Source organism: Streptomyces similanensis, from assembly GCF_039543625.1.
Classification (GTDB): Bacteria; Actinomycetota; Actinomycetes; order Streptomycetales; family Streptomycetaceae; genus Streptomyces; species Streptomyces similanensis.
In genome coordinates, this window is sequence record NZ_BAABKC010000115.1 from 62751 (window position 1) to 88987 (window position 26237).

Consider the following 26237-nt stretch of genomic DNA (forward strand, 5'->3'; position numbering starts at 1 on the left):
CGGATCGCCGGGCCGGCCGCGCGCGTCCGGGTCAGTCGTCCTCGGCGCGCCGACTGGGCCGCGCCCGTACGTGCATCCGCTCGCCCTGCGGCCCGAACAGGCTCAGGAACTCCACCGGCCCCTCCCCCGTCGACCCGAACCAGTGCGGCACGCGCGTGTCGAACTCCGCCGCCTCGCCCGGCCCGAGCACCACGTCGTGCTCGCCCAGCACCAGGCGCAGCCTGCCGGAGAGCACGTACAGCCACTCGTAGCCCTCGTGGGTGCGCGGGTCCGGTTCCAGCTCGCGCCGCGGTTCGAGCACCTTGTATGCCTGCAGGCCGCCGGGCTGGCGGGTGAGCGGCCAGTGGGTGCGGCCGCCGCGCACGATCGGTTTCCTGGCCCGCACCCGGGGGTCGTCCACCGGCGGCGCGCCGACCAGTTCGTCGAGCGGCACCTGATGGGCCTGCGCGATCGGCAGCAGCAGTTCCAGGCTGGGCTTGCGCAGGCCGGACTCCAGCCGCGAGAGGGTGGAGACGGAGATGCCGGTCGTCTCCGACAGGGCCGCCAGGGTCACGTCGCGCTCCTTGCGCAGACGCCGCAGTCTCGGTCCCACACCGGCCAGTACGTCGTCGGTACTCATGGGGACATTGCAGGTTCGGCAAAGAGGTTTGTCAATCCGGCAGTATGTCGGCGACCGTCGTGCCCGGAGGTGGTCGTCATGAACGAGAAGACCGAGAAGACCGAGAAGCACGGGATCGGGACCGACGCGTACGAAGTGGTCGTCGTCGGGGGCGGCGCGGCGGGGCTGTCCGCCGCGCTGGTCCTCGGCCGGGCCCGGCGCCGCACCCTGGTCGTCGACGCGGGCGAGCCGCGCAACGCCCCCGCCGCGCATCTGCAGGGGTTCCTGTCCCGGGACGGCATGCCGCCGGCCGAGCTGCTGGCCGTGGGCCGCGAGGAGATCGCGCGCTACGGGGTCGAGCTGGTCCGGGACCGGGCGGTGGACGCCGTACGGGACGCCGACGGGGAGTTCGACGTGACCCTGGCGGGCGGGAGCGCGGTGCACGGCCGGCACCTGGTCGTCGCGACCGGGCTCAAGGACGAGCTGCCCGGTGTGCCGGGGCTCGCCGAACGCTTCGGCCGGGACGTGCTGCACTGCCCGTACTGCCACGGCTGGGAGGTGCGCGACCAGAGCTTCGGCGTGCTGGCCACGAGCGCGCTGAGCGTGCACCAGGCGCTGATGGTGACCCAGTGGTCCAAGGACGTGACGCTGTTCCTGCACGAGGTCGCCGAGGCGGAGCTGAGCGACGACGAGCTGCGCGGACTGGCCGCCGCGGGGGTCGCCGTGGTGCCCGGGAAGGTGGCGGAGGTCGTGGTCGAGGCCGACCGGCTGACCGGGGTCCGGCTCGCGGACGGGACGGCGCACGCCCGTGAGGCGCTGTTCGTCGCGCCGCGCGCGGTGCCGCGCAACGACCTCCTGCGGCGGCTGGGCGCCGAGCTGCGCGAGACGCCGTTCGGCGCGTACCCGGAGACCGACGAGCGCGGACTGACCAGCGTTCCCGGGCTGTGGGCGGCCGGCAACGCGAGCGGCTTCGCCGAGCAGGTGGTCAACGCGGCCAGCCGGGGCTACCGGGCCGGCGCGGCGATCAACGGCGAGCTGCTGTTCGCCGACCTCGACGCGGCGGTGGCGGCGCGGAGCGGGACGGCCGGGGCGTAGCGCCGACGCGTGGCGCGCCCCGAGGACACCCGCGCCGCACACGTTGCCGGGCCGCCCGGGACCACCCGCGCCGCACACGCCGCCGGGCCGCCCCGCACCGCACGGGCGGGTGCACGCGTCGTGGGCGCGCAGGTGTGGGGCGCCCTCCCGCGGTGCACCATGACTGCATGTTGCTTGCCCGGCTGGCCCAGGTGTCCCGGGAGGTCGCGGCCACCTCGGCGCGGTCCCGGAAGACCGCCCTGCTCGCGGAGCTGTTCCGGGAGGCGGCGGCGGACGACGTGCCGATCGTCATCCCGTATCTGGCCGGACGGCTGCCGCAGGGGCGGCTCGGCGTGGGGTGGAAGGTGCTGGGACGCCGCAGCGCGCCGGCCGCCGAGCCCTCCCTCACCGTGGCCGCGGTGGACGCCCTGCTCAGCGAGCTGGGCAAGGTGACCGGACCCGGCTCGCAGGCGGAACGCACGCGTCTGGTGGGCGCGTTGATGTCCGCGGCCACCGAGGACGAACAGCGGTTCCTGCTGGGGCTGCTCACCGGCGAGGTGCGGCAGGGCGCGCTCGACGCGGTCGCCGTGGAGGGGCTGGCCCTGGCGACGGAGGCGCCGGCGGCGGACGTGCGCCGGGCGGTGATGCTCGCCGGATCGCTGCAACCGGTGGCCCGGGCGCTGCTCGCGGACGGTCCGCCCGCCCTGGAGCGGTTCCGGCTCACCGTGGGCCGCCCGGTGCTGCCGATGCTCGCGCACAGCGCCTCCTCGGTGGCCGAGGCGGTCGACAAGCTGGGCGCGTGCGCCGTGGAGGAGAAGCTGGACGGCATCCGCGTCCAGGTGCACCGCGACGGGGACACCGTACGGGTGCACACCCGCACCCTGGACGACATCACCGACCGGCTGCCCGAGGTGACGGCGGCGGCGCTGGAGCTGGCGGGCGAGCGGTTCATCCTGGACGGCGAGGTGATCTCCTTCGGCGCGGACGGCCGGCCGCGCTCCTTCCAGGAGACCGCCGGGCGCGTCGGCTCCCGGGTGGACGTGGCCACGGCCGCCGCGGCCGTCCCGGTCTCCCCCGTCTTCTTCGACGCGCTGTCGGTGGGCGACCGCGACCTGCTGGACCTGCCGTTCACCGAGCGGCACGCCGAACTGGCCCGGCTGGTGCCGGAGCCGATGCGGGTCAGGCGGGCCCTGGTCGCCGGTCCCGAGGAGGTGCGGCGGGCCGAGGACTTCCTCGCCGAGACCCTGGGACGCGGCCACGAGGGGGTGGTCGTCAAGGCGCTGGACGCCCCCTACAGCGCGGGCCGGCGCGGCGCGTCGTGGCTGAAGGTCAAGCCCGTGCACACGCTGGACCTCGTGGTCCTGGCCGCCGAGTGGGGCCACGGCCGCCGCACCGGCAGGCTGTCCAACCTGCACCTGGGCGCGCGCGCCGCCGAGGGCGGCTTCGTGATGCTCGGCAAGACGTTCAAGGGCATGACCGACACGATGCTGGCCTGGCAGACCGAACGGCTGCGGGAGCTGGCGGTCGAGGAGCGGGGCTGGGGGGTGACCGTGCGTCCGGAGCTGGTCGTCGAGATCGCCTACGACGGCCTCCAGCGCTCCACGCGCTACCCGGCCGGCGTCACCCTGCGCTTCGCCAGGGTGGTGCGCTACCGGGAGGACAAGCGCCCCGAGGAGGCGGACACCGTGGAGACGCTGCTGGCGGCACACCCGGAGGTACGGCCGTGACGGACCGGCACGACGCGCACGACCGGGGCGAGGAGGACGACCGGCACGACGCGCACGACCGCCACGGCACGCCCGGCCGGCGGGGCAGGCGCAGCGCCGGGCTGCTGCTGTTCCGCCGTACCGGCGACGACGGCCTGGAGGTGCTGCTCGCGCACATGGGCGGCCCGCTGTGGGCCCGGCGGGACGTGGGCGCCTGGACGGTGCCCAAAGGGGAGTACACCCCTGACGAGCCCGCCTGGACGGCCGCCCGCCGCGAGTTCCGGGAGGAGCTGGGGCTGCCGCCCCCGGACGGCGAGGCGGTGCCGCTGGGCGAGGTCCGGCAGGCCAACGGCAAGACCGTGACCGCCTGGGCGGTGGAGGGCGACCTCGATCCGGCGACGATCACGCCCGGCACGTTCACCATGGAATGGCCGCCGCGGTCCGGGCGGACCGCGGACTTCCCGGAGATCGACCGGGTGCAGTGGCTGGACCTCGACCGGGCGCGCGCGGTGATCGTCAAGGCGCAGGGCGCGTTTCTGGACCGGTTGGCTGAGCACTCGCGCTGAGGAGGGCCTCACGCGTTGCGGTCGCCGCCACGGCGCGCGAAGGTCGAAGCACAGCCCGCCCCCAGGGAGGTCAGTCATGTCCATCGCCACGGTGAACCCGGCCAACGGCGAGACGCTCAAGACGTACGAGGCCATGGACGAGGAGGAGATCGAGCGCCGGCTCCAGCTCGCCGAGGCCACCTTCCGTACGTACCGGACGACGTCCTTCGCCGAGCGGGCCCGCCTGCTGAACCGGGCCGCCGACCTGCTGGACGAGGACCAGGCGGAGATCGCCCGGGTGATGACCACGGAGATGGGCAAGCCCATCGCGCAGGCCCGCGCCGAGGCCGCCAAGTGCGCCAAGGCGATGCGCTGGTACGCCGAGCACGCCGAGGAGCTGCTCGCCGACGAGGAGCCGGCCGAGTCCGACGTGAAGGACTCCGGCGCCTCCCGGGCCCTGGTCCGCTACCGGCCGCTCGGCCCGGTGCTCGCGGTGATGCCCTGGAACTTCCCGCTGTGGCAGGTGGTGCGGTTCGCGGCGCCCGCGCTGATGGCCGGCAACGTCGGGCTGCTCAAGCACGCCTCCAACGTGCCGCAGACCGCGCTGTACCTGGAGGACCTGTTCCACCGGGCGGGCTTCACCGAGGGCTGTTTCCAGACGCTGCTGATCGGCTCCGGCGCGGTCGACGACGTCCTGCGCGACGAGCGGGTCAGGGCGGCCACGCTCACCGGCAGCGAGCCGGCCGGGCGGGCGGTGGCCGCCACCGCCGGCGAGATGATCAAGAAGACGGTGCTGGAGCTGGGCGGCAGCGACCCGTTCGTCGTGATGCCGTCGGCCGACGTCGACCGGGCCGCCGAGGTCGCGGTGACGGCGCGGGTGCAGAACAACGGGCAGTCGTGCATCGCCGCCAAGCGGTTCATCGTGCACACGGACGTCTACGACGCCTTCGCCGAGCGGTTCGTGGCCGGGATGAGGGTGCTGGAGGTGGGCGATCCGATGCGGGAGGAGACCGAGGTGGGTCCGCTCGCCAGCGAGCGGGGCCGGGCGGACCTGGAGGAGCTGGTCGACGACGCCCGGCGCGGCGGGGCGAGCGTGCTGTGCGGTGGCGAACGGCCCGACGGGCCCGGCTGGTACTACCCGCCGACCGTCCTGGCCGACGTCACCCGCGAGATGCGCGTCCACCGCGAGGAGGCCTTCGGTCCGGTCGCCACGCTGTACCGGGCGGCCGACCTGGACGAGGCGGTGCTGATCGCCAACGACTCGCCGTTCGGCCTGAGTTCCAACGTGTGGACGCGCGACGAGAACGAGATCGACCGGTTCGTGCGGGATCTGGAGGCGGGCGGCGTCTACGTCAACGGGATGACCGCCTCGCATCCGGCGCTGCCGTTCGGCGGTGTGAAGCGCTCGGGGTACGGGCGTGAGCTGTCCGGGCACGGAATCCGCGAGTTCTGCAACATCACCACGGTATGGCACGGGGCGTGAGCCTTCCGCGGCTACGATCGCCTTTGTGAACCGCGAAGTGACTCTCCCTCTGATCGTCGACGACCGCGGTACGCTGCAGGTGGCCGCGGCCGACGTGAGCAAGCTGCTGCGGACGGTGGGCGGCCGGTGGCTGCGCCTGGTGGAGTCCGGGCGGGACGACCTCAACGAGGACACGGTGGCCGCCCTCACCATCGAACTGGCCAAGCTCGCCGACCGCATCGACGTGGCCTGCATCGCCCACAGCAGCGGCACGACGCCGTAGGTGCGTCGATCACGAGCGTGGTTGACACGCGCGGACGCTTGATCACGGCGAAGACCTCCGGTGGGGTGGAGCCCGGGTCGCCCCGCACGACGGCCGCCGACGCCCCCCAGGGCCGTCGGCGGCCGTTCGGCTGTGCGGGCGGGGTGATCACGGTGAGCGGGGCCCGGCTCGCCGTGCATCGGCGATCAGGCGGACGGGCCGGCCGGCCGCCGTCGGCTGCGCTCCCGAGAGAACGGCCTTGACCAGGCGTTCTTCTCCCCTCGGAGCCCGCTCCGCGCCCCCTCGCGCGGCACCGCCGGCCGCCCCCGCGCCCCACCCCGCGTCGCCGGATTGGAGTAGTCCGGCGCGAGATCGTCGCTCTCCCGGGCGATCGTGGATGGACCACCCTTCTGGGTGCACCACCCTCTGACCGGGGGGCCACCGGCCTTCCGGAAGGCGAAAGCAGGCACGGCTCATGGCGACTTTGTGCAGACCTTCGGTGTCCGTTCCAGAGCACGTCATCACGATGGAGGAGACGCTCGACCTTGCGCGTTCCCACCACGCGGACCACCCGCAACTCCCGCTGGCCCTCCGGCTGATCGAGAACACCGGTGTGCGCACCCGGCACATCGTGCAGCCCATCGAGGAGACCCTGAAGCACCCGGGCTTCGAGGCGCGCAACAAGCTCTACGAGCGGGAGGCGAAGGCCCGCGTCCCCGCGGTCATCCAGCGGGCGCTCGACGACGCCGAACTCCTCACCACCGACATCGACGTGATCATCTACGTCTCGTGCACGGGCTTCATGATGCCCTCGCTGACGGCGTGGCTGATCAACGAGATGGCGTTCGACTCGACCACGCGTCAGATACCCATAGCCCAGCTGGGCTGTGCGGCGGGCGGCGCGGCGATCAACCGGGCCCACGACTTCTGCACGGCCTACCCGGACGCCAACGCGCTCATCGTGGCCTGCGAGTTCTGCTCGCTGTGCTACCAGCCCACCGACCTCGGCGTCGGCTCGCTCCTGTCCAACGGCCTGTTCGGCGACGGCATCGCCGCCGCCGTGGTGCGCGGCACCGGCGGCACCGGCGTCCGGCTGGAGCGCAACGGCTCGTACCTGATCCCCAAGACCGAGGACTGGATCGCGTACGACGTCCGGGAGACGGGCTTCCACTTCCTGCTGGACAAGCGGGTGCCCACCACGATGGAGCCGCTCGCCCCGGCCCTGCAGGACCTGGCCGGGATGCACGAGTGGGACGCGTCCGACATGGACTTCTACGTCATCCACGCGGGCGGCCCGCGCATCCTGGACGACCTCAGCAAGTTCCTGAAGGTCGAACCGCACGCGTTCCGGTTCAGCCGGTCCACGCTCACCGAGTACGGCAACATCGCCAGCGCCGTCGTGCTGGACGCGCTGCGCCGGCTGTTCGACGAGGGCGCGCCGGAGGACGGCGCGCGGGGTCTGCTCGCCGGGTTCGGTCCCGGCATCACCGCGGAGATGTCCCTCGGCAGCTGGCAGAACGGGGGCCGGTCATGAGCGAGAGCGTGCTCACCCCGGGCACCGGCACGACCCCGGCCGCCGGCCCGCCCGCGCCCGCCTGCCCGGCCGCCGGCACGGCCATGCCGCCGGTGCGGCACTGGCCGGCCCGCGACCTGGCCGGCGTCGACTTCGACCCGGTGCTGGCCGAGCTGATGGAGGAGGGTCCGGTCTCCCGGATCGAGCTGCCCAACGGCGAGGGCTGGGCGTGGCTGCTGACCCGCATGGAGGATGTGCGGCTGGTCGCCAACGACCCCCGGTTCAGCCGCGAGGCGGTCATGGACCGGCCGGTCACCCGGCTGGCGCCGCACTTCATCCCGAGCCGGGACGCGGTCGGCTTCCTGGACCCGCCCGACCACAACCGGCTGCGCCGCTCGGTCGCCCCCGCCTTCACGGCGCGGGGGGTCGAGCGGGTGCGGGAGAGCTCCCGGCGGATGCTGGACGAGATGGTCACCGAACTCATCGCGGCCGGCCCGCCCGCCGATCTCACCAGCGCGGTGCTCAGCCCGTTCCCGATCGCGGTGATCTGCGAGCTGATGGGGGTGCCCGCCGCCGACCGGCATGCCATGCACACCTGGACGCAGCTGATCCTGTCCTCCGCGCACGGCGCCGACGTCAGCGAGCGGGCCAAGCAGGAGATGGGCGCCTACTTCACGGAGCTGATCGACGCGCGCGCCGACAGCACCGAGGAGGACGTCGCCTCGCTGCTCGGCGCGGCGACGGGGCGCCGGGAGGTCACCCTGGAGGAGGCCGTGGGTCTCGCGGTGCTGCTCCAGATCGGCGGTGAGGCGGTCACCAACAACAGCGGGCAGATGCTCTACATCCTGCTGACCCGGCCCGAGCTGGCCGACCGACTCCGCGCGGACCGGGCGATCCGCCCGCAGGCGATCGACGAACTGCTGCGCTACATCCCGCACCGCAACGCGGTCGGGCTGTCCCGGATCGCGCTGGAGGACGTGGAGATCCAGGGGGTGCGGATCCGGGCGGGCGACGCGGTCTACGTGTCGTACCTGGCCGCCAACCGCGACCCCGAGGTCTTCGCCGACCCGGCGGAGATCGACTTCACGCGCTCCCCGAACCCGCACGTGGCCTTCGGCTTCGGCCCGCACTACTGTCCCGGCGGTCAGCTGGCCAGGATGGAGTCGGAGCTGCTGGTCGACGCCCTCCTGGACCGGCTGCCGGGGCTGCGGCTCGCGGTGGCCGCGGGTCAGGTGCCGTTCAAGAAGGGCGCGCTGATCCGGGGGCCCGAGGCCCTGCCCGTGACCTGGTGAGGTGCCCATGACGACCATCGAGCCACCGATCACCGCGATCGAGGTACCCCCGGCCACCGCCGCCGACGGGCTGCTCGTGCCACCGGGGCACGGCCGGGTCGTCGAGACGGCCGCGCAGCGCGTGACGTACAAGGTGACCGGCTCGCACTCGCGGACAGCCTCCACCTTCGAGGTCGAGGTGCCGCCGGGCTTCGACGTCGGCGCCCATGTGCACACGCGCAGCGAGGAGTTGTTCTACGTGCTGGAGGGCGAGCTGGACGTGCTCGCCTTCGAGCCGAGGATCCGGACTCCCGACAACTGGCAGAAGTGGGAGTCCAGTTCCGGCCGGCGCGTGGTGCGGGCCACGCCGGGCACGGTCATCGTCGTGCCCCCGGGCTGCCCGCACGCGTTCGCCAACCCCACGGAGACGGCGGCGAAGATGTTCTTCCAGGCGTCCCCGCCGCCGGACCACGAGCGGTACTTCGACGAGCTGCTGGAGATCCTGGGCAGCGGGGGGCCGCCCGACCTGGAGGCGATCGAGGCGCTGCGCAAGCGGTACGACATCGAGCAGCTGACGCCGCTCCGACACCGCTGACGGCCGGCCCGCGACACGGCCGTGCGCCCCGCCCGTGTCACGACGGGCGGGGCGCACGCGCGCGCCGTGCCGCGGCCGCGCCCTCCGGTCCGGCGGGGCCGCCGCCGCGGGCTAGCGGATCGGCTGGCCCGAGATGGTGCGGGCGATCACCAGCCGCTGGATCTCGCTGGTGCCCTCGAAGATCGTGTAGATCGCCGCGTCGCGGTGCATCCGCTCCACCGGGTACTCGCGGGTGTAGCCGTTGCCGCCCAGGATCTGGATGGCCTGCGCGGTCACCTTCTTCGCGGTCTCGCTGGCGAACAGCTTGGACATCGAGCCCTCGGCGGCGGTGAAACGCTTGCCGTTGATCGCCATCCAGGAGGCCCGCCACACCATCAGGCGCGCCGCGTCGACGGAGGTGGCCATGTCGGCGAGCTGGAAGGCGACGCCCTGGTTGTCGATGATCGGCCGGCCGAACTGCTCGCGGGTCTTGGCGTAGTCGAGGGCGACCTCGTAGGCGGCGCGGGCGGTGCCGACCGCCATGGCGCCGACGGCCGGGCGGGACGCCTCGAAAGTGGCCATCGCGGCGTTCTTCACACGCTCGCCGCCCTTCCTGGCCTTCTCGCGGGCGCGGGCGAGGCGCTCGTCCAGCTTCTCCTTGCCGCCGAGCAGGCAGGAGCCGGGGACGCGCACGTTGTCGAGGATGACCTCGGCGGTGTGCGAGGCGCGGATGCCGTGCTTCTTGAACTTCTGGCCCTGGGAGCAGCCCGGCGTGTTCGGCGGGACGATGAAGGAGGCGTGGCCCTTGGAGCCCAGCTCGGGGTCGACGGAGGCGACGACGACGTGGACGTTGGCGATGCCGCCGTTGGTCGCCCAGGTCTTGGTGCCGTTGATCACCCACTCGTCCTTGGCCTCGTCGTAGACGGCGCGGGTGCGCATGGAGGCCACGTCGGAGCCGGCGTCGGGCTCGGAGGAGCAGAAGGCGGCGACCTTCACGTCGCTGGCGTCGCCGTACATCTGCGGGATCCAGGTGCCGATCTGCTCCTCGGTGCCGTTGGCGAGGACGCCGACGGCGGCCAGGCCGGTGCCGACGATCGACAGGGCGATGCCGGCGTCGCCCCAGAACAGCTCCTCCATGGCCATCGGGATGCCGAGGCCCGTGGAGTCGAAGTACTGCTGGGCGTAGAAGTCGAGGGAGTAGATGCCGACCTTGGCGGCCTCCTGGATGACCGGCCAGGGAGTCTCCTCACGCTCGTCCCATTCGGCGGCCGCGGGCCGTATGACGTCGGCGGCGAAGCCGTGCAGCCAGTCCCGGACCTCCTTCTGTTCGTCGTTGAGCTCCATGGTGAACTCGGCCATGTCCCCTCCAGCGGCGCACAGGCGTGTTACTTGCGGTAACCGTACTGTGTTACCGACCAGTAGGAAAAGTCAAGTCGCCCGGTACCCTCGGCAGCCCGTTCGATGCCGCCGCCCCGGTCAGTGTTAGTTTGCGCAGGCGTCACCGAATCAGCACGGGTGGGGAGAGCTCATGGACACCACGCAGCGGACCGAGCAGCAGCGGTCCGCCGACCGCCGACGGCGCGAGCTGCTGGAGGCCGCCGACCGGGTGGTGCTGCGCGACGGCCCGCAGGCGTCGATGAACGCCATCGCCGCCGAGGCCGGCATCACCAAGCCGATCCTCTACCGCCACTTCGGCGACAAGGGCGGACTGTACGCCGCCCTCGCCCAGCGGCACACCGACGCCCTGCTCGACTCGCTGCGTGCCGCGCTGGACGCGCCGGCCGAGCGGCGCGAGCGGGTCGAGTCGACGCTGGACACCTATCTGGCGGCCATAGAGGCCCGCCCGCAGGTGTACCGGTTCCTGATGCACCCGGCGGAGGGCGGCCAGGGCGGCGACCAGGGCTTCGACGTCGGCAAGCACTCCGCGCCGCTGCTGCGCCGGATGGGCGAGGAGCTGGCCCAGGTCGTCGAGGAGCGGCTCGACCTCGGGCCGGGCACCCAGCAGCTGGCCCGGGTCTGGGGCCACGGCATCGTCGGCATGATGCACGCGGCCGGCGACTGGTGGCTGGGCGAGCGCCCCTGCTCGCGCGCGGAACTGGTCCGCAGCCTCGCCGACCTGCTGTGGGGACGCCTCGCGGCGGCCGGCGACAGGGCCGGCGGCCCCGGGTTCTGAGACCCCGTCCAGACTCCCCGCCCCGGCGCCGCGGCCCCCGCGGCGAAGACGGCGAGGACGGCGAGGCCGGCGAGGACTCAGCCGCCGCGATTCCAGGGCGCCCGTGCCGCCCGCCCGAGCACTCTGCGCCGCCGCCAGCCCGTGAGATGGTCCACATACAGGCGGCCGTCCAGGTGGTCGCACTCGTGCTGCAGACACCTGGCGAAGAACCCGGTGCCCTCCACCGTGACCGGCTCCCCGGCCGCCGTGAACCCCTCGACGACCGCGCGGTCGTGGCGCTCGACGCCCGCCTCGATGCCCGGCAGCGACAGACAGCCCTCCGGACCGCGGAAGAGCAGTCCGTCGGCGGTCACCAGCCGCGGGTTCACCAGGTGCCCCAGATGCCGTACGTCCTCGTCGTCCGGGCAGTCGTAGACGAACACCCGCAGGTCCGCGCCCACCTGGTTGGCGGCCAGTCCGACGCCCCGGGCGGCGTACATCGTCGCGAACAAGTCCTCCACGAGCGCGGCCAGTTCGGGGCCGAAGTCGGTGACCTCGCGGCAGGGCGCCGCCAGGGCCGCGTCGCCGAGGCAGGTGAGGGGCCGTACGCGCCCGCGGGCGCCCGGGATCGAGCCGTTTCGCATGGCGGCAAGGGTACGGTCCTGGTGAACGCGCGAAGGGCGCGCGGGCGCCGCGACCGTGCCGGGGTTCAGGAGCACCGGCGGATCTCGATAGGCTGAGGTCCACACCACGTTGCCGGATGGCTCAGGCGCGGCGCGTACGCAAGGAGGATCGAGAACTGATGGCAGGCAACTCGGACCCGCTCACGCCGCGGGCCAAGCTGGCCGTGACCGCGGGCAAGGCGGTCGCGGCGGCATCGCGCGCCGCGGGGCGCGGCAGCGGTTCGGTGATCGGGGGCCGGGTGGCGCTCAAGCTCGACCCCGACCTGCTGGCCCGGCTCGCGCAGAACCTGGACGTCGTCCTGGTGTCGGCGACCAACGGCAAGACGACCACGACCCGGCTCATCGCCGAGGCGCTGCGGGCGGCCGGCCCGGTGGTCTCCAACGCGCTCGGCGCGAACATGCCGGCGGGCATCACCTCGGCGCTGGCGGGCGGCTCGGAAGCGAAGTTCGCGGTCATAGAGGTCGACGAGAAGTACCTCGCGGGCGTGGCCCGCGACACCGACCCCAAGTGCATCGCGCTGCTCAACCTCTCCCGCGACCAGCTGGACCGGGCCGCCGAGACCCGGATGCTCGCGGAGCACTGGCGCGAGGGCCTGGCCGGCTCCAAGGCCGTGGTGGTCGCCAACTGCGACGACCCGCTGGTCGTGTGGGCGGCGTCCTCCTCCCCCAACGTCATCTGGGTGGCGGCCGGGCAGATGTGGAAGGACGACGCCTGGTCGTGCCCGTCGTGCGGCGGCGTCATGCAGCGCCCGGGCGACGACTGGTACTGCAACGAGTGCGGTTTCCGCCGGCCCACGCCCAGCTGGGCGCTCTCCGGCGACCACGTGCTGGACCCGCACGGCTCGGCCTGGCCGATCCACCTCCAGCTGCCGGGCCGCGCCAACAAGGCCAACGCCGCCTCGTCCGCGGCCGTGGCCGCCGTCTTCGGGGTGCCGCCGCAGGTCGCCCTGGAGCGGATGTACCAGGTGCAGGCGGTGGCCGGCCGCTACGACGTCGTGCAGTTCATGAACCGCGACCTGCGGCTGCTGCTGGCGAAGAACCCGGCCGGCTGGCTGGAGACGTTCTCGCTGATCGACCCGCCGCCCACCCCGGTGATCCTCTCGGTGAACGCGCGCGGCGCGGACGGCACCGACACCTCGTGGCTGTGGGACGTCGACTACACCCGGCTGACCGGCCACCCCCTCTTCGTGATCGGCGACCGCAAGCTGGACCTCGCGGTGCGCCTGGAGGTCGCGAACCAGCACTTCCAGGTCTGCGAGAGCGTCGACCAGGCGGTGCAGCAGGCGCCGCCCGGCCGGATCGAGGTCATCGCCAACTACACCGCGTTCCAGGACCTGCGCCGCCGCGTCGGCAACTGACCACGAAGGACGATCACTTCATGAGCGACAACCAACTGCGGCTGGTGTGGATCTATCCGGACCTGCTCAGCACCTACGGCGACCAGGGCAACGCGCTCGTCGTGGAGCGCCGGGCCCGGCAGCGCGGCCTGGACGTGGCCCGGCTCGACGTGCGCAGCGACCAGCCGATCCCGACCTCCGGCGACATCTACCTGATCGGCGGCGGCGAGGACCGGCCGCAGCGGCTGGCGGCGGAGCGGCTGCGCCGCGACGGGCATCTGTACCAGGCCGTGCAGAACGGCGCGATCGTGTTCTCGGTCTGCGCCGGCTACCAGATCCTCGGCCACGAGTTCGTCAACGACCTCGGCCAGCGCGAGCCGGGTCTCGGCCTGCTCGACGTGGTGTCGGTGCGCGGTGAGGGCGAGCGGTGCGTCGGCGACGTGCTGGGCGACATCGACCCGCGGCTCGGGCTGCCGCCGCTGACCGGGTTCGAGAACCACCAGGGCGTCACCCACCTCGGCCCCACCGCCCGCCCGTTCGCCCAGGTCCGCGTCGGCCGGGGCAACGGCACCGGCGACGGCACGGAGGGCGCGTACAACGACACCGTCTTCGGCACGTACATGCACGGCCCCGTGCTCGCCCGCAACCCGCAGATCGCCGATCTGCTGCTGAAGCTGGCGCTGGACGTCAACGCGCTGCCGCCGACCGACGACCACTGGTACGAGGCGCTGCGCGGCGAGCGCATCGCGGCGGCGCAGCAGCCCGCCTAGGCGCCCGGCCCGGCGGCGGTCCGCGCGGCGGGAAGCGGCCCGAAACGGTTCTTCTCCACCGCCGCCGCCCCGGGCCGCGCCCGCGTGTTCACCGGCCCGTCAGCACGCGGCGACCAGCCCGTCTGACGGGCCTTCCGCACAGGTGAGCGGCCCCGTCCAGCAGGCGGACGCACCCTTAGGGCGGCCCCCCTGCTGCCGTTAGGGTGGCGGGGATCGAGCCGGACAGCGCGGTCCGGTCCCGTGCCCATGTGGAGAAGGTTGTTCGGGCTATGCGCATTGGTGTCCTCACGTCCGGCGGCGACTGCCCCGGCCTGAACGCCGTCATCCGGTCCGTCGTGCACCGTGCGGTCGCCGACCACGGCGACGAGGTCATCGGCTTCCGGGACGGCTGGAAGGGCCTCCTGGAGTGCGACTACCTCAAGCTCGACCTCGACGCCGTCGGCGGCATCCTGGCCCGCGGCGGCACCATCCTCGGCTCCTCCCGGGTCCGTCCCGAGCACCTGCGCGACGGGGTGGAGCGGGCCCGGGGGCATGTGCGGGAGCTGGGCCTCGACGCGATCATCCCGATCGGCGGTGAGGGCACCCTGAAGGCGGCCCGGCTGCTGTCGGACAACGGCCTGCCCATCGTGGGCGTGCCGAAGACCATCGACAACGACATCGCCGTCACCGACGTCACCTTCGGCTTCGACACCGCCGTGACCGTCGCCACCGAGGCGCTGGACCGGCTGAAGACCACCGCCGAGTCGCACCAGCGGGTGCTGATCGTGGAGGTCATGGGCCGGCACACCGGCTGGATCGCGCTCCAGTCCGGCATGGCGGCCGGCGCGCACGCCGTGGTCGTGCCCGAGCGCCCCTTCGACATCGAGGAGCTGGCGAAGAAGGTCGGCGAGCGGTTCGCGGCCGGCAAGCGGTTCGCGATCGTCGTCGCGGCGGAGGGCGCCAAGCCGCTGCCCGGCACCATGGACTTCGACGAGGGCGGCAAGGACGTCTACGGCCACGAGCGGTTCGCGGGCATCGCCCGGCAGCTCTCGGTCGAGCTGGAGGAGCGCCTGGGCAAGGAGGCCCGGCCGGTCATCCTGGGGCACGTCCAGCGCGGCGGCACCCCGACGGCGTACGACAGGGTGCTGGCGACCCGGTTCGGCTGGCACGCGGTGGAGGCCGTGCACCGCGGGGAGTTCGGCCGGATGACCGCGCTGCGCGGCACCGACGTCGTGATGGTGTCGCTGGCCGAGGCCGTGGAGACCCTCAAGACGGTGCCCGCCGACCGGTACGCCGAGGCGGAGTGCGTGCTGTAGGGCCTGTCCGGCGGATCATGTCGCAGGTGAGCGACGGTCCCGGATCGACCGGGCGAGCGGGGCTTGGTGCGTCCATGTGCAAGGCGGAGGAGGGCGTCGACGCGGAGCGTCGGCAACCGACGACAACGCCGCAGATGGGCGTGGCAAGCCCCGCGTCTGCGACGTGATCCGCCGGACAGGCCCTTAGGACACGTGCGGGTATGAGCCGCCCCCGGTCGCGAGCGCGGCCGGGGGCGGCTCTAGTCTGGGTCCGGACAGACAGAGCACAACCCCCACGAATCAGGAGCCGGCGGATGGATCACAGCGGGCACGGCATGACCATGGATCTGCCGCCGTTCACGCTGGGACGCGGCTTGGAGTGGTCCACGGATCCGTTCTTCCTCGTCGCCTGCCTGCTCGGGCTCGCCCTGTACGGCTGGGGCGTGGTGCGGCTGCGGCGGCGCGGCGACTCCTGGCCGGTGGGCCGGACGATCGCGTACGTCGTCGGCGTGCTGACCGTGCTGCTGGTGATGTGCACCGGGCTGAACGACTACGGCATGGTCATGTTCAGCGTGCACATGGTGCAGCACATGGTGATCAGCATGCTGTCGCCGATCCTGATCCTGCTGGGCGCGCCGGTCACCCTGGCGCTGCGGGCGCTGCCGGTGGCGGGCCGGGGCCGCAAGGGGCCGCGCGAACTGCTGCTGGCCCTGCTGCACAGCCGCTACATGCGGATCGTCACGCACCCGGCGTTCACCATCCCGATGTTCGTGGCGAGCCTGTACGCGCTCTACTTCACCCCGCTGTTCGACTTCCTGATGGGGTCGCGGGCGGGGCACATCGCGATGATGGTGCACTTCCTCGCGGTCGGCGTGGCGTTCTTCTGGCCGATCATGGGCGTCGACCCGGGCCCGCACCGGCCTGGCTATCTGATGCGGATGCTGGAGCTGTTCGCGGGGATGCCGTTCCACGCGTTCTTCGGCATCGCGCTGATGATGGGCTCCACCCCCATGGTGAAGACCTTCGAGAACCCGCCCGCCTCGCTCGGCATCGACGCGCTGGCCGATCAGAGCGCGGCCGGCGGCATCGCCTGGGCGTTCAGCGAGGTGCCCTCGGTGCTGGTGCTGCTGGCGCTGCTGTTCCAGTGGTACCGCTCCGAGCAGCGGCAGGCCAAGCGCAAGGACCGGGCCGCCGACCGCGACGGCGACAAGGAGCTGGCGGCCTACAACGCCTACCTGGCCTCGCTCAACGCGCGCGGGAACTGACCTCCCGGCGCGTTCCGCTTGCCGCACTCCCGGCGCCCGGAGGGTGAAACGGGGGCACCATGGTGGGGAAGCGGACGTGAGGAGGGGTGTCGTGATGCCCGGTTCGACGGACGGTTCCACGAGAGCCATGGGAGTGCTCACCGTGGGCGCGCTGGTGGTGGTGTCGGCCTACTCGGTGGCGATGGGCGCCAACGGGTGGCTGTGGTTCGGGTGGGTCGTGCTGGGCCTGGTGACGCTGGGCATGGTGGTCACCCACGGGACGTGAGGCGGCTCAGTCGCCGGTGAGGTTCCCGAGCCGCCCGGCCGAGTGCACGCCGGGCTGGTACTTGGGCAGCCGGACGGTGATCCGCATTCCGGCGCCGGGCGCGGTCTCCAGGACGAGACCGTGGTCGTCGCCGTACACCTGGCGCAGCCGGTCGTCGACGTTGGACAGGCCGATGCCGCCGGAGGGGCTCTCCTCGCCGGCCAGGATGCGGCGCAGCAGCCGCGGGTCCATGCCGGCGCCGTCGTCCTCGATGACGACCAGCGCCTCGGCGCCCGCGTCGCGTGCGGTGATGCGGATGCGGCAGGTGCCGGTCTTGCCCTCCAGGCCGTGTTTGACGGCGTTCTCCACCAGCGGTTGCAGGCACAGGAAGGGCAGGGCGACCGGCAGGACCTCGGGGGCGATCTGGAGCGTCACCGCGAGGCGGTCGCCGAAGCGGGCCCGCACCAGCGAGAGGTAGTGCTCGATGGCGTGGAGTTCGTCGGCGAGCGTGGTGAAGTCGCCGTGCCGGCGGAACGAGTAGCGGGTGAAGTCGGCGAACTCCAGCAGCAGCTCGCGGGCGCGCTCGGGGTCGGTGCGCACGAACGAGGCGATCACCGCGAGCGAGTTGAAGACGAAGTGCGGGGAGATCTGGGCGCGCAGGGCCTTGATCTCGGCCTCGATCAGCCGGGTGCGGGAGCGGTCGAGGTCGGCCAGTTCCAGCTGGACGGAGACGAAGCGGGCGACCTCGGCGGCGGCGCGGACCAGGACGGCGGACTCGCCCGGCGCGCAGGCGACCAGGGCGCCGTGCACGCGGTCGTCCACGGTGAGCGGGGCGACGACCGCCCAGCGCACCGGGCAGCCGGGGATGCCGCAGTCGATGCGGAACGCCTCGCCGCGGCCGGTGTCCAGCGGGCCGGCCAGCCGTTCCATGATCGCGTCGCGGTGGTGGGCGCCGACGCCGTCCCAGGCCAGGACCCGCCGGTCGTCGGTGAGGCACAGCGCGTCGGTGCCGAGCAGGGAGCGCAGTCGGCGGGCCGACCTGCGGGCGGTCTCCTCGGTGAGTCCGGCGCGCAGCGGGGGCGCGGCCAGGGAGGCGGTGTGCAGGGTGCGGAAGGTGGCGTGCTCGACGGGGGTGCCCAGGCCGTCGAGGCCGGGCGGGCGGGCGGTGCGCCGCCCGAGCCAGAACCCGGTGGCCAGCAGCGGCAGGACGGCCACGCACAGTCCGGCGAGGAAGCCGCTCATGCCCCGGCCTCCGCGCCGAGTTCCTCGGGCAGGTGGAAGCGGGCCAGGACGGCCTCCGTTCCCGCGGGCACCTTGCCGGGGGTGGCGAGGGAGACCAGCACCATGGTGAGGAAGCCGAGCGGCACCGACCACAGGGCGGGCCAGGCGAGCAGCGCGTGCAGCGGCCCGCCGCCGGCGAGGCCCGCCATCGTCGCGGTGACGGCGGCGAACGCGGCGCCGCCGCCCACGAGCATGCCGGCGGCGGCGCCGGGCGGGGTGAGCCGGCGCCACCAGATGCCGAGGACGAGCAGCGGGCAGAAGGAGGAGGCGGAGACGGCGAAGGCGAGGCCGACCGCGTCGGCGACGGGCAGCGAGCCGACCAGGGCGCTCCCGGCCAGCGGAACGGCCATCGCGAGCGCGGTGCCCAGCCGGAAGTGCCGTACGCCGCGTGCGGGCAGGTGGCCGCGCGAGGGCAGCACGTCCTGGGTGAGCACGCCGGCCACCGCCATGGTGAGGCCGGAGGCGGTGGACAGGAACGCGGCGAAGGCGCCGCCGGCGACGAGCGCGCCCAGCAGGTCGCCGCCGAGGCCGCCGAGCACCCGGTCGGGCAGCAGCAGGACGGCGGCGTCGGCGTTGCCGGTGAGGGTCAGCTCGGGGGCGTAGAGCCGGCCGAGGGCGCCGTAGAGGGGCGGCAGCAGGTAGAAGGCGCCGAGCAGGCCGAGGACGGCGACGGTGGTGCGGCGGGCGGCGACGCCGTGCGGGCTGGTGTAGAAGCGGACGACGACGTGCGGCAGGCCCATGGTGCCGAGGAAGGTGGCGAGGATGAGTCCGTAGGTGGCGTACAGCGGGCGTTCCTCGCGGCCGGTGGCGAGGGAGGCGGACATGCCGCCGGTGCCGCGGCGGTCGGCCTCGGGGACGGCGGTGCCGGCGGCGAAGGTCAGGCGGGTGCCGCGTGCGACGCGGTGGGGGCCGGCGGGCAGGGTGACGGGCCGGCCGTGCAGGGCGCGGCCGTCGACGGCGCCGCTGACGGTGACGGTGAGCGGGCTGTCGAGCCGCAGGTCGAGGGTGGCGTCGACGCGGACGGTGCGCTGTTCGCGGAAGGCGGCCGGTTCGGCGAAGGCGCGGCGGGGTGCGCCGTCGCCCTGCCAGGCCAGGGCGAGGAAGAGCACGGGGACCAGCAGGGCGGTCAGTTTCAGCCAGTACTGGAAGGCCTGCACGAAGGTGATGCTGCGCATGCCGCCGGCGGCGACGGTGGCGACCACGACGACGGCGACGACGATCCCGCCGAGCGCGTCGGGCGCCCCGGTGAGCACGGCCAGGGTCAGGCCCGCGCCCTGGAGCTGGGGCAGCAGGTAGAGCCAGCCGACGCCGACGACGAAGCCGCCCGCGAGCCGGCGCACGCCCTGGGAGGCGAGCCGGGCCTCGGCGAAGTCGGGCAGCGTGTAGGCGCCGGAGCGGCGCAGCGGGGCGGCGACGAACAGCAGCAGGACGAGGTGGCCGGCGGTGTAGCCGACCGGGTACCAGAGCATGTCGGGGCCCTGGACGAGGACCAGTCCGGCGATGCCGAGGAAGGAGGCGGCGGAGAGGTACTCGCCGCTGATGGCGGCGGCGTTCAGGCGCGGTCCCACGGTGCGGGAGGCGACGTAGAAGTCGGAGGTGGTGCGGGAGACGCGCAGGCCGAAGGCGCCGACCAGGACGGTGGCGACGACGACGAGGGCGAGCGCGGGGACGGTGTAGGCGGAGTTCACGTGCGGGCGGCCTCAGCGGTCCTCGACGAGCCGGACGAAGTCGCGTTCGTTGCGTTCGGCGCGGCGCACGTACCAGCGGGCGAGCAGGACGAGGGGGGCGTAGAGGCAGAAGCCGAGGACCGCCCACTTCAGGCGGCGGGCCTCCGGGGCGGCGGCGAAGACCAGCGGCAGCGGGCCCACCAGCAGGACGAGGACCGCGAACGCCGCGAGGGCGGTGCGCAGTTGGCTGCGCATGAGGGAGCGGACGTAGGTGTGGCCGAGGGTGGTCTGCTCGTCGATCTCGGTGCGCGGCCGGTAGGGGCTCGGGGCCCGGCGGGCGCGGCGGGGCGGTCCGGTGACGACGACCCGGCGTTCGGTGGCGTCCTGCGGCATGGCGTACTTCTCCTAGCGCGCGGTGCGGCGCATCAGCAGGTCCCGCAGTTCGCGTGCGTGGCGGCGGCTGACCTGGAGTTTCGCGCCGCCGGCCAGCACGCTCACCGAGCCGGCGTCCAGGCGCAGTTCGCCGATGTGGCGCAGGGCGACCAGGTGGCGGCGGTGGATGCGGACGAAGCCGCGTCCGCGCCAGCGTTCCTCCAGGGCGGACAGCGGGATGCGGACGAGGTGGGCGCCGTTGGCGGTGTGCAGGCGGGCGTAGTCGCCGCGCGCCTCGACGTGGGTGATGTCGTCGACGGCGACGAAGCGGGTGACGCCGCCGAGTTCGACGGGGACGTGGTCGGGGTCGGGTCCGCTCACCGGTATCCCGGTTGCGGCGGGGCGCAGTTGGTCGGCGCGGCGCACCGCCTCGGCCAGGCGTTCGCGGCGCACGGGTTTGAGCACGTAGTCGACGGCCTTGAGGTCGAACGCCTGCACGGCGAAGTCCTCGTGGGCGGTGACGAACACGATCAGCGGCGGTGCGGCGAAGCCGGTGAGCAGCCGGGCCAGGTCGAGTCCGTCGAGGCCGGGCATCTGGATGTCGAGGAAGACCACGTCGACGGCGTCGGGCCCGTCCGGGCCCGAGGCGAGCGCCCGGTTGATGCGGCGCAGCGCCTCGGTGGCGTCGCCGGCCCCTTCGGCGGCGGTGACGCGGGGGTCGGCGTTGAGGAGGTAGAGCAGTTCCTCCAGCGAGGGGCGTTCGTCGTCGACGGCGAGGGCGCGCAGCATGAAGGTGGAGTGTAGGGGCGAAAGCCCCGCCTGGACATGTGCCGGGCACGGGCGTTCGCGCTGGATACAGTGCCGCCATGAGCAGCAGGCCCGCCCCGTTCGACGACCTCGACCGGAAGATCCTCACCGCCCTGATGGCGAACGCCCGTACGAGTTTCGCGGAGATCGGCGCGGTGGTCGGCCTGTCGGCGACGGCCGTGAAGCGGCGGGTGGACCGGCTGCGCGAGGCGGGGGTGATCACCGGGTTCACGGCCACGGTGAAGCCGTCGGCGATGGGCTGGCGCACGGAGGCGTACGTGGAGGTGTACTGCGAGGGTGCGGCGCCGCCGCGGCGGCTGGCGGAGGTGGTGCGCAACCATCCGGAGATCACGGCGGCGATGACGGTGACCGGCGGCGCGGACGCGCTGCTGCATGTGCGGGCGCGGGACGTGGAGCACTTCGAGGAGGTGCTGGAGCGGATCCGCGTGGAGCCGTTCATCCGCAAGACGATCAGCGTGATGGTGCTCTCCCATCTGCTGCCGGACAGTCCGGAGGCCGGCGCCAGCCATCCGCCGCCGCCGTGACGCAGCGCTCGTGCGCGCGCGCCGGTGAAGACGCAGCGATACTGCTCCAACACGCAGGGTTCGTTCCTTGTCGTGCGTACCGGCCGCTTCCTACCGTGGTGTCAACCCTCAGTCGACACCCGGGAACGGAGAGACCCTCTGTGTCCGAGACACGTGTGCCGCGCCGGCGGCGCCTCCTCGTCTGCGAACCCAGACACTTCGCCGTGCAGTACGCGATCAACCCCTGGATGCGGCCGGACCGTCCGGTGGACGTGCCGCTCGCCCAGGCCCAGTGGCGGGCGCTGATCGACGCCTATCGCGCCCACGGTCACACCGTGGAGACCGTGGAACCCGTGCCCGGCCTGCCGGACATGGTCTTCGCCGCCAACGCGGCCGTCGTCGTCGGCGGGCGCGTCTTCGGCTCCCTGTTCAAGGCGCCCGAGCGGCGCCCGGAGTCGGTCCCCTACGACACCTGGTTCAAGTCGGCCGGCTTCGACGTCCACCGCCCCGAAGCGGTGTGCGAGGGCGAGGGCGACTTCGTCCCGGCCGGCCGCTGGATCCTGGCCGGCACCGGCTTCCGCACCACCCGACAGGCCCATCGCGAGGCGCAGGAGTTCCTGGGCGTCCCGGTGATCGCGCTGACCCTGGTGGACCCGTACTTCTACCACCTGGACACGGCGCTGTTCGTCCTGGACGACGGGACCGGCGCGACCGGCCAGAACGGCGGGACCGGCGGGAACATCGCCTACTACCCGGAGGCGTTCTCGCCCGGCAGCCGCGAGGTGCTGGCCCGGCTCTATCCGGACGCGGTGATCGCCACCCGCGAGGACGCGCTGGCCTTCGGGCTGAACTCCGTCTCCGACGGCCGCCACGTGTTCGTCTCCCCCGGTGCGACGGCGCTCGCCGAGCAGCTGGCGCACCATGGATATCTGCCCGTCCCCGTCGACCTGTCCGAGTTCCACAAGGCGGGCGGCGGCATCAAGTGCTGCACCCAGGAGATCCGCTCATGACCGCACCCGCACGCGCCCGTACCTCCGACGAGCTGATCCGCGCCGAGCAGCCGGTGCTCGCGCACAACTACCATCCGCTGCCGGTGGTGGTCGCCCACGCGGAGGGCGCCTGGGTGGAGGACGTGGAGGGCCGCCGCTACCTGGACATGCTGGCCGGCTACTCGGCGCTGAACTTCGGCCACCGTCATCCGGCGCTGATCGAGGCGGCGCACCGCCAGCTCGACCGGCTCACGCTGACCTCGCGCGCCTTCCACAACGACCAGCTGGCCGGGTTCGCCGAGCGGCTGGCGCGGCTGACCGGCCAGGACATGGTGCTGCCGATGAACACCGGCGCGGAGGCGGTGGAGAGCGGCATCAAGGTCGCCCGCAAGTGGGCGTACGACGTCAAGGGGGTGCCCGCCGACCGGGCGACGATCGTGGTGGCGGCGGACAACTTCCACGGCCGTACCACGACGATCGTCAGCTTCTCCACGGACGAGACGGCGCGCTCCGGCTTCGGGCCGTTCACGCCGGGCTTCCGGATCGTCCCCTACAACGACCTCGCGGCCCTGGAGGCGGCCGTCGACGAGACGACGGCGGCCGTGCTGATCGAGCCCGTCCAGGGCGAGGCCGGAGTGATCGTCCCGGACGACGGCTATCTCGCCGGGGTGCGGGAGCTGACCCGGCGGGCGGGCTGCCTGTTCGTCGCGGACGAGATCCAGTCGGGCCTCGGCCGCACCGGGCGCACGCTCGCCGTCGAGCACGAGGACGTGGTGCCGGACCTCGTGCTGCTGGGCAAGGCGCTGGGCGGCGGGATCGTGCCGGTGTCGGCGGTGGTGGGCCGCCGGGAGGTGCTCGGCGTGCTGCATCCGGGCGAGCACGGTTCGACCTTCGGCGGCAACCCGCTGGCCGCCGCGGTCGGCACGGCGGTGGTCGAGTTGCTGGAGACGGGCGAGTTCCAGCGCCGGGCCGCCGAGCTGGGGGGCGTGCTGCGCGAGGGGCTGACCGATCTGGTCGGCCGGGGCGTGGTCGGCTTCCGCTCGCGCGGGCTGTGGGCGGGCGTGGACGTGGACCCGGCCCTCGGCACCGGCCGGGAGATCAGCGAGCGCCTGATGCGGGAGGGCGTCCTCGCCAAGGACACCCACGGCTCGACGATCCGACTGGCCCCGCCGTTGACGATCACGGAGGCGGAACTCCGCTCGGCCCTGGCCGTCCTGGCGGGGGCGCTGGCCGTCTGAGCGCGGCCGCCGCGGGGCCGCCCGGACGGCGGCCCCGTACGCCCACCGGGGGCGTCCCGACGCGGGACGCCCCCGGCGCCGCGCGGACCGGCGGGCCTACTGGTTGGACTTGGCCGCGCTGATGTCCCCGAGGGCGGAGTCGGGGTCACGCTCGATGGCGAGGTCGCCGATGGAGACGATGCCCACGGCGTGTCCGTGGTCGACGACCGGCATCCGGCGCACGGAGTGCTCGCGCATCAGCCGCACGGCCTGGTCGACGTCGTCGTCGGGGGTGATGGTGACGATGTCGTCGCTGCAAGCCGAGGCGACGGTGCGCTGTTCCTGGTCGCCGCCCTCGGCGAGCGAACGCACCACCAGGTCACGGTCGCTGACCAGGCCGCGCAGCTCGTCGCCCTCGGTCACCAGGACGATCCCGATGTCCTCGTCGCGCATCTTCTGGGCGACCGCCGTCACCGACGTCTGCGGCTCCACCGTCACCAGGTGGCTGGTCATGATGTCGCGTACGTGCTGAGCCATGACGCCTCCCTTCGTCAGGGTCCTGCGGTGCCGTTCACCGCTCTGCGTGGCGCCGGGTACCCGGGGCGGGCGATGCCGCACCCGACATACGGAACGGAACATTCCGTTCGGGTGGCCGGATGCGGGTACCCGACCGCGAGACGGCACTTCCTGAGGAGATGACTCCCATGCTGCTCATCGGCCTGCTCCTCCTCGCGGCCACCGCCGCGTTCGTCGTTCTGGCCATCGCAAGCAACATCTCCGGCGGGCCCGGCTACCCGGTGTCGATGTTCGGCAACCACATCGCCACCATGAGCCCCCTCGCCCTCTTCAGCGCCGGGCTCGCCCTGGCCCTGATCTTCTGTCTGGGGGCGCTCCTCTTCCTGGGCACCGCCAACCACCGCCGGCGCACCCACAAGGTGGCGCGGAACTACGGCCGTACGGGCGGCGGGCCGGTGGACGACACGACCCGCCCGGACGACCGCCGCTATCCCTGACCGCCCCGGTCAGTGGTAGGCGTGCACCACCGCGTGGCCCCTGCCCCGGCCGATCATCCACCGGTTGACGGGAGTGGTCAGCACGAAGGCCAGGGCGAGGGAGAGCACCAGTGAGATCCAGAACAGGGCGTCGGCGAGACCGGCGTCCATCGCTCCGGGGACGCCCACCATCACCGTGTTGTCGATCAGTTCCATCACCGCGATGGAGACCGTGTCGGCGGCGAGGGCCACCTTCAGCGCCTGCCGCGGGGCGAGCCCGGCGCGCAGCACTCCGCGCATGGTCAGCGCGTAGCCGAAGACGAAGGCCAGCGCGATCGAGACGACGACCGTGGCCGCGTTGTGCAGTCCGGCGGCCGTGCCGATGATCATGCCGAGCACCTCGCCGACGGCGCAGCCGGTCAGGCAGTGCAGCGTGGCCTGCGCGGCCATGCGCCAGGAGACGCCCGCCGGGGCGTGGTCGTGCCCGCCGTGGTGGTGACCTTCGTGGTGGGGTTCACCGTGGCGGTGCGCCGGGTGTGTCATCGTCGCTCTCCCCTTGCTGATGAGGCTTCGCCGGACTCGAACAACATACCCCCTGGGGGTATTCCGGAGCCAGGACCCCGGATGAGGGACCCCCTTCGGGGCAGCCCGGACCGGGCGGCTGCCCCGAAGGGGGATTCACGCGGGGAGGAGACCGGCGGACTCCTACCGCTCGCCGAGCGTCTTCTTCATGCCGGCGATCTCGGCCGACTGCGAGGCGACGATCGACTTCGCCAGCGCCGTGGCCGGGCCGTAGGCGCCCTTGGCCTGCTCGGTGCGCGCCATGTCGAGGGCGCCCTCGTGGTGGCCGACCATCATCCGCAGGAACGCCCGGTCGAAGGCGTCACCGGACGCCTTCGCCAGCCCGCTCATCTCGGCGTCCGACATCATGCCGGGCATGCCGGTCGTGCCGGCCGCTCCGGACGCCGACGGGGCGGAGTGGCCCGAGCCGGAGTGGTCCATGCCCGGCATGTCCGTCATCGCTGAGGAGTCGGCGTCCGGGACGCTGGCGCCCCAGGCCCTCAGCCAGCCGGTCAGGGTGGTGATCTCCGGGCCCTGGGCCTTCCTGATCCGCGCGGCGAGGTCCTTGACCTGCTGCGACTTCGCCCGCGAGGGAGCCAGTGCGGCCATCGCGACGGCCTGGCGGTGGTGCGGGATCATCTGCTGCGCGAACGTGACGTCCTGCGCGTTGTGGCCGGTGTGCCCGGCCGAGGGGGCGGCACCGGCTCCCGTGCCGCGGTCCGGGTCGCCCGGGTGACCCGAGTGGCCGGGAGCGGCTGAGCCGGCGTCGCCACCGCAGGCGGTCAGCACGAGCGCGGCGGTGGCCGCCGCGGCCAGCGCGGCGGTACGGCGAAGCAGGGATCGGCGATCTGTCATGACGGTGAGGCTCCTTGTGCGGCCCGCGTGCGGACACGCGGGAGTGACGGATGGTGAGACGGGACCGGAACGCGGCACCCCGCTGGGGCGTCGCGCGGGCGTCTCTAGATCCGCAGGAGCTGGAGTTCGGCCAGATCGGGCGGGGCCCGGCCGCCGGCCGGCTCGGCCGCCGGACCCGTGCGGGCCACGGCGGGCGCGGCCGAGGCGAGGCCCGGCGCGGGCAGCAGCGCGGGCGGCGCGTA

At 73.3% G+C, this 26237-nt stretch carries 28 protein-coding genes and 1 pseudogene; 18 read left to right on the forward strand and 11 right to left on the reverse strand.

All coding sequences use genetic code 11. From position 1 onward, the window contains the following. Nucleotides 1-31: 31 nt before the first annotated feature. Nucleotides 32-619 carry a helix-turn-helix domain-containing protein gene (locus ABEB07_RS33040; protein WP_164585318.1) on the reverse strand — a complete coding sequence of 196 codons (588 nt, stop codon included), beginning with the start codon at nucleotides 617-619 and terminating at the stop codon, nucleotides 32-34. A gap of 78 nt (nucleotides 620-697) precedes the next feature. Here ABEB07_RS33040 and ABEB07_RS33045 point away from each other — a divergent pair, with 78 nt between their 5' ends. The 8 genes and pseudogenes from ABEB07_RS33045 (at nucleotide 698) to ABEB07_RS33080 (ending at nucleotide 9026) form a co-directional block, all read left to right on the forward strand. After that, entirely contained in the window at nucleotides 698-1693 is a 996-nt protein-coding gene (locus ABEB07_RS33045) for an NAD(P)/FAD-dependent oxidoreductase (protein WP_345671721.1), read from the forward strand. Between the two features lie 167 nt (nucleotides 1694-1860). Continuing rightward, a complete protein-coding gene (locus tag ABEB07_RS33050) occupies nucleotides 1861-3399 on the forward strand; it encodes an ATP-dependent DNA ligase (RefSeq protein ID WP_345671722.1) in 1539 nt (512 codons plus the stop codon). Continuing rightward, nucleotides 3396-3944 carry an NUDIX domain-containing protein gene (locus ABEB07_RS33055; protein WP_345671723.1) on the forward strand — a complete coding sequence of 183 codons (549 nt, stop codon included), beginning with the start codon at nucleotides 3396-3398 and terminating at the stop codon, nucleotides 3942-3944. Before ABEB07_RS33050 ends, ABEB07_RS33055 begins: the two co-directional genes overlap by 4 nt. 76 nt (nucleotides 3945-4020) lie before the next feature. Next, nucleotides 4021-5406 carry an NADP-dependent succinic semialdehyde dehydrogenase gene (locus tag ABEB07_RS33060; protein ID WP_345671724.1) on the forward strand — a complete coding sequence of 462 codons (1386 nt, stop codon included), beginning with the start codon at nucleotides 4021-4023 and terminating at the stop codon, nucleotides 5404-5406. Between the two features lie 25 nt (nucleotides 5407-5431). Beyond that, nucleotides 5432-5668 (forward strand): DUF6213 family protein, encoded by a 237-nt coding sequence (locus ABEB07_RS33065; protein WP_345671725.1) that lies wholly within the window; start codon nucleotides 5432-5434, stop codon nucleotides 5666-5668. Nucleotides 5669-6113: 445 nt separating this feature from the next. Continuing rightward, nucleotides 6114-7181, forward strand: a pseudogene (locus ABEB07_RS33070) (type III polyketide synthase); the annotation flags it as partial. An 83-nt stretch (nucleotides 7182-7264) separates the two neighbouring features. Then, nucleotides 7265-8452, forward strand: coding sequence for a cytochrome P450 (locus ABEB07_RS33075; protein WP_176151863.1), 1188 nt, complete (start codon nucleotides 7265-7267; stop codon nucleotides 8450-8452). A gap of 7 nt (nucleotides 8453-8459) precedes the next feature. Next, the gene (locus ABEB07_RS33080; protein WP_176148083.1) at nucleotides 8460-9026 is read left to right on the forward strand and encodes a cupin domain-containing protein; all 567 of its coding nucleotides are present in this window, start codon (nucleotides 8460-8462) and stop codon (nucleotides 9024-9026) included. 111 nt (nucleotides 9027-9137) lie between these two features. Here ABEB07_RS33080 and ABEB07_RS33085 read toward each other — a convergent pair whose 3' ends face one another. After that, the gene (locus ABEB07_RS33085; RefSeq protein WP_176148084.1) at nucleotides 9138-10364 is read right to left on the reverse strand and encodes an acyl-CoA dehydrogenase family protein; all 1227 of its coding nucleotides are present in this window, start codon (nucleotides 10362-10364) and stop codon (nucleotides 9138-9140) included. 169 nt (nucleotides 10365-10533) lie between these two features. On the opposite strand from ABEB07_RS33085, the gene ABEB07_RS33090 reads away from it, so the two are divergent. Next, nucleotides 10534-11178, forward strand: coding sequence for a TetR family transcriptional regulator (locus ABEB07_RS33090; RefSeq protein ID WP_176148085.1), 645 nt, complete (start codon nucleotides 10534-10536; stop codon nucleotides 11176-11178). Between the two features lie 77 nt (nucleotides 11179-11255). Here ABEB07_RS33090 and def read toward each other — a convergent pair whose 3' ends face one another. After that, nucleotides 11256-11801: a peptide deformylase gene (gene def / locus ABEB07_RS33095; protein ID WP_176148086.1), complete on the reverse strand. Its 546-nt coding sequence runs from the start codon at nucleotides 11799-11801 to the stop codon at nucleotides 11256-11258. A gap of 158 nt (nucleotides 11802-11959) precedes the next feature. On the opposite strand from def, the gene ABEB07_RS33100 reads away from it, so the two are divergent. The 5 genes from ABEB07_RS33100 (at nucleotide 11960) to ABEB07_RS33120 (ending at nucleotide 16751) form a co-directional block, all read left to right on the forward strand. After that, on the forward strand, nucleotides 11960-13198 hold the full coding sequence (locus tag ABEB07_RS33100; protein ID WP_164587376.1) for a MurT ligase domain-containing protein: 1239 nt from the start codon (nucleotides 11960-11962) through the stop codon (nucleotides 13196-13198). 20 nt (nucleotides 13199-13218) lie between these two features. Then, nucleotides 13219-13947 carry a type 1 glutamine amidotransferase gene (locus ABEB07_RS33105; protein ID WP_164587375.1) on the forward strand — a complete coding sequence of 243 codons (729 nt, stop codon included), beginning with the start codon at nucleotides 13219-13221 and terminating at the stop codon, nucleotides 13945-13947. Between the two features lie 269 nt (nucleotides 13948-14216). After that, the gene (locus ABEB07_RS33110; RefSeq protein WP_345671726.1) at nucleotides 14217-15242 is read left to right on the forward strand and encodes a 6-phosphofructokinase; all 1026 of its coding nucleotides are present in this window, start codon (nucleotides 14217-14219) and stop codon (nucleotides 15240-15242) included. Nucleotides 15243-15535: 293 nt separating this feature from the next. Beyond that, nucleotides 15536-16486: a cytochrome c oxidase assembly protein gene (locus tag ABEB07_RS33115; protein ID WP_164587373.1), complete on the forward strand. Its 951-nt coding sequence runs from the start codon at nucleotides 15536-15538 to the stop codon at nucleotides 16484-16486. A 94-nt stretch (nucleotides 16487-16580) separates the two neighbouring features. Beyond that, the gene (locus ABEB07_RS33120) at nucleotides 16581-16751 is read left to right on the forward strand and encodes a hypothetical protein (protein WP_176148088.1); all 171 of its coding nucleotides are present in this window, start codon (nucleotides 16581-16583) and stop codon (nucleotides 16749-16751) included. Between the two features lie 6 nt (nucleotides 16752-16757). On the opposite strand, the gene ABEB07_RS33125 is transcribed toward ABEB07_RS33120, so the two are convergent. The 4 genes from ABEB07_RS33125 to ABEB07_RS33140 are packed head-to-tail and all read right to left on the reverse strand — an operon-like array spanning nucleotide 16758 to nucleotide 20839. Further along, entirely contained in the window at nucleotides 16758-17972 is a 1215-nt protein-coding gene (locus ABEB07_RS33125) for a sensor histidine kinase (protein WP_345671727.1), read from the reverse strand. Continuing rightward, nucleotides 17969-19699, reverse strand: coding sequence for a sodium/solute symporter (locus ABEB07_RS33130; protein WP_345671728.1), 1731 nt, complete (start codon nucleotides 19697-19699; stop codon nucleotides 17969-17971). Before ABEB07_RS33130 ends, ABEB07_RS33125 begins: the two co-directional genes overlap by 4 nt. Nucleotides 19700-19711: 12 nt before the next feature. Beyond that, nucleotides 19712-20071 carry a hypothetical protein gene (locus ABEB07_RS33135; RefSeq protein WP_345671729.1) on the reverse strand — a complete coding sequence of 120 codons (360 nt, stop codon included), beginning with the start codon at nucleotides 20069-20071 and terminating at the stop codon, nucleotides 19712-19714. Between the two features lie 12 nt (nucleotides 20072-20083). After that, nucleotides 20084-20839: a LytR/AlgR family response regulator transcription factor gene (locus ABEB07_RS33140; protein ID WP_345671730.1), complete on the reverse strand. Its 756-nt coding sequence runs from the start codon at nucleotides 20837-20839 to the stop codon at nucleotides 20084-20086. A 77-nt stretch (nucleotides 20840-20916) separates the two neighbouring features. On the opposite strand from ABEB07_RS33140, the gene ABEB07_RS33145 reads away from it, so the two are divergent. From ABEB07_RS33145 to rocD, 3 genes are all read left to right on the forward strand, one after another. Beyond that, nucleotides 20917-21402, forward strand: coding sequence for an Lrp/AsnC family transcriptional regulator (locus ABEB07_RS33145; RefSeq protein WP_164588216.1), 486 nt, complete (start codon nucleotides 20917-20919; stop codon nucleotides 21400-21402). 140 nt (nucleotides 21403-21542) lie between these two features. Then, a complete protein-coding gene (gene ddaH / locus ABEB07_RS33150) occupies nucleotides 21543-22391 on the forward strand; it encodes a dimethylargininase (RefSeq protein ID WP_345671731.1) in 849 nt (282 codons plus the stop codon). Further along, the gene (rocD, locus tag ABEB07_RS33155) at nucleotides 22388-23608 is read left to right on the forward strand and encodes an ornithine--oxo-acid transaminase (protein WP_345671733.1); all 1221 of its coding nucleotides are present in this window, start codon (nucleotides 22388-22390) and stop codon (nucleotides 23606-23608) included. Before ddaH ends, rocD begins: the two co-directional genes overlap by 4 nt. A 96-nt stretch (nucleotides 23609-23704) precedes the next feature. Here the strand turns inward: rocD and ABEB07_RS33160 are convergent, their stop codons facing one another. After that, a complete protein-coding gene (locus ABEB07_RS33160; RefSeq protein WP_164588218.1) occupies nucleotides 23705-24124 on the reverse strand; it encodes a CBS domain-containing protein in 420 nt (139 codons plus the stop codon). A 167-nt stretch (nucleotides 24125-24291) separates the two neighbouring features. Here ABEB07_RS33160 and ABEB07_RS33165 point away from each other — a divergent pair, with 167 nt between their 5' ends. Further along, a complete protein-coding gene (locus ABEB07_RS33165) occupies nucleotides 24292-24600 on the forward strand; it encodes a hypothetical protein (protein WP_176148095.1) in 309 nt (102 codons plus the stop codon). A 9-nt stretch (nucleotides 24601-24609) separates the two neighbouring features. Here ABEB07_RS33165 and ABEB07_RS33170 read toward each other — a convergent pair whose 3' ends face one another. From ABEB07_RS33170 to ABEB07_RS39340, 3 genes are all read right to left on the reverse strand, one after another. Continuing rightward, on the reverse strand, nucleotides 24610-25122 hold the full coding sequence (locus tag ABEB07_RS33170) for a DUF4396 domain-containing protein (RefSeq protein ID WP_345671734.1): 513 nt from the start codon (nucleotides 25120-25122) through the stop codon (nucleotides 24610-24612). Between the two features lie 162 nt (nucleotides 25123-25284). After that, nucleotides 25285-25995 (reverse strand): DUF305 domain-containing protein, encoded by a 711-nt coding sequence (locus ABEB07_RS33175; RefSeq protein ID WP_345671735.1) that lies wholly within the window; start codon nucleotides 25993-25995, stop codon nucleotides 25285-25287. Nucleotides 25996-26099: 104 nt separating this feature from the next. After that, nucleotides 26100-26237, reverse strand: a 138-nt coding sequence (locus ABEB07_RS39340; RefSeq protein ID WP_425589125.1) for a DUF6153 family protein, incomplete at its 5' end; no start/stop codon positions are given.

Excerpts from the sequence above, each read along its gene's own strand:
- ABEB07_RS33040 (WP_164585318.1), bottom strand. The coding sequence starts at position 619 with ATGAGTACCGACGACGTACTGGCCGGTGTGGGACCGAGACTGCGGCGT.
- ABEB07_RS33045 (WP_345671721.1), top strand. The coding sequence starts at position 698 with ATGAACGAGAAGACCGAGAAGACCGAGAAGCACGGGATCGGGACCGAC.
- ABEB07_RS33050 (WP_345671722.1), top strand. The coding sequence starts at position 1,861 with ATGTTGCTTGCCCGGCTGGCCCAGGTGTCCCGGGAGGTCGCGGCCACC.
- ABEB07_RS33060 (WP_345671724.1), top strand. The coding sequence starts at position 4,021 with ATGTCCATCGCCACGGTGAACCCGGCCAACGGCGAGACGCTCAAGACG.
- ABEB07_RS33075 (WP_176151863.1), top strand. The coding sequence starts at position 7,265 with ATGCCGCCGGTGCGGCACTGGCCGGCCCGCGACCTGGCCGGCGTCGAC.
- ABEB07_RS33080 (WP_176148083.1), top strand. The coding sequence starts at position 8,460 with ATGACGACCATCGAGCCACCGATCACCGCGATCGAGGTACCCCCGGCC.
- ABEB07_RS33085 (WP_176148084.1), bottom strand. The coding sequence starts at position 10,364 with ATGGCCGAGTTCACCATGGAGCTCAACGACGAACAGAAGGAGGTCCGG.
- ABEB07_RS33090 (WP_176148085.1), top strand. The coding sequence starts at position 10,534 with ATGGACACCACGCAGCGGACCGAGCAGCAGCGGTCCGCCGACCGCCGA.
- def (WP_176148086.1), bottom strand. The coding sequence starts at position 11,801 with ATGCGAAACGGCTCGATCCCGGGCGCCCGCGGGCGCGTACGGCCCCTC.
- ABEB07_RS33100 (WP_164587376.1), top strand. The coding sequence starts at position 11,960 with ATGGCAGGCAACTCGGACCCGCTCACGCCGCGGGCCAAGCTGGCCGTG.
- ABEB07_RS33105 (WP_164587375.1), top strand. The coding sequence starts at position 13,219 with ATGAGCGACAACCAACTGCGGCTGGTGTGGATCTATCCGGACCTGCTC.
- ABEB07_RS33110 (WP_345671726.1), top strand. The coding sequence starts at position 14,217 with ATGCGCATTGGTGTCCTCACGTCCGGCGGCGACTGCCCCGGCCTGAAC.
- ABEB07_RS33115 (WP_164587373.1), top strand. The coding sequence starts at position 15,536 with ATGGATCACAGCGGGCACGGCATGACCATGGATCTGCCGCCGTTCACG.
- ABEB07_RS33120 (WP_176148088.1), top strand. The coding sequence starts at position 16,581 with ATGCCCGGTTCGACGGACGGTTCCACGAGAGCCATGGGAGTGCTCACC.
- ABEB07_RS33125 (WP_345671727.1), bottom strand. The coding sequence starts at position 17,972 with ATGAGCGGCTTCCTCGCCGGACTGTGCGTGGCCGTCCTGCCGCTGCTG.
- ABEB07_RS33135 (WP_345671729.1), bottom strand. The coding sequence starts at position 20,071 with ATGCCGCAGGACGCCACCGAACGCCGGGTCGTCGTCACCGGACCGCCC.
- ABEB07_RS33140 (WP_345671730.1), bottom strand. The coding sequence starts at position 20,839 with ATGCTGCGCGCCCTCGCCGTCGACGACGAACGCCCCTCGCTGGAGGAA.
- ABEB07_RS33145 (WP_164588216.1), top strand. The coding sequence starts at position 20,917 with ATGAGCAGCAGGCCCGCCCCGTTCGACGACCTCGACCGGAAGATCCTC.
- rocD (WP_345671733.1), top strand. The coding sequence starts at position 22,388 with ATGACCGCACCCGCACGCGCCCGTACCTCCGACGAGCTGATCCGCGCC.
- ABEB07_RS33160 (WP_164588218.1), bottom strand. The coding sequence starts at position 24,124 with ATGGCTCAGCACGTACGCGACATCATGACCAGCCACCTGGTGACGGTG.
- ABEB07_RS33165 (WP_176148095.1), top strand. The coding sequence starts at position 24,292 with ATGCTGCTCATCGGCCTGCTCCTCCTCGCGGCCACCGCCGCGTTCGTC.
- ABEB07_RS33170 (WP_345671734.1), bottom strand. The coding sequence starts at position 25,122 with ATGACACACCCGGCGCACCGCCACGGTGAACCCCACCACGAAGGTCAC.
- ABEB07_RS33175 (WP_345671735.1), bottom strand. The coding sequence starts at position 25,995 with ATGACAGATCGCCGATCCCTGCTTCGCCGTACCGCCGCGCTGGCCGCG.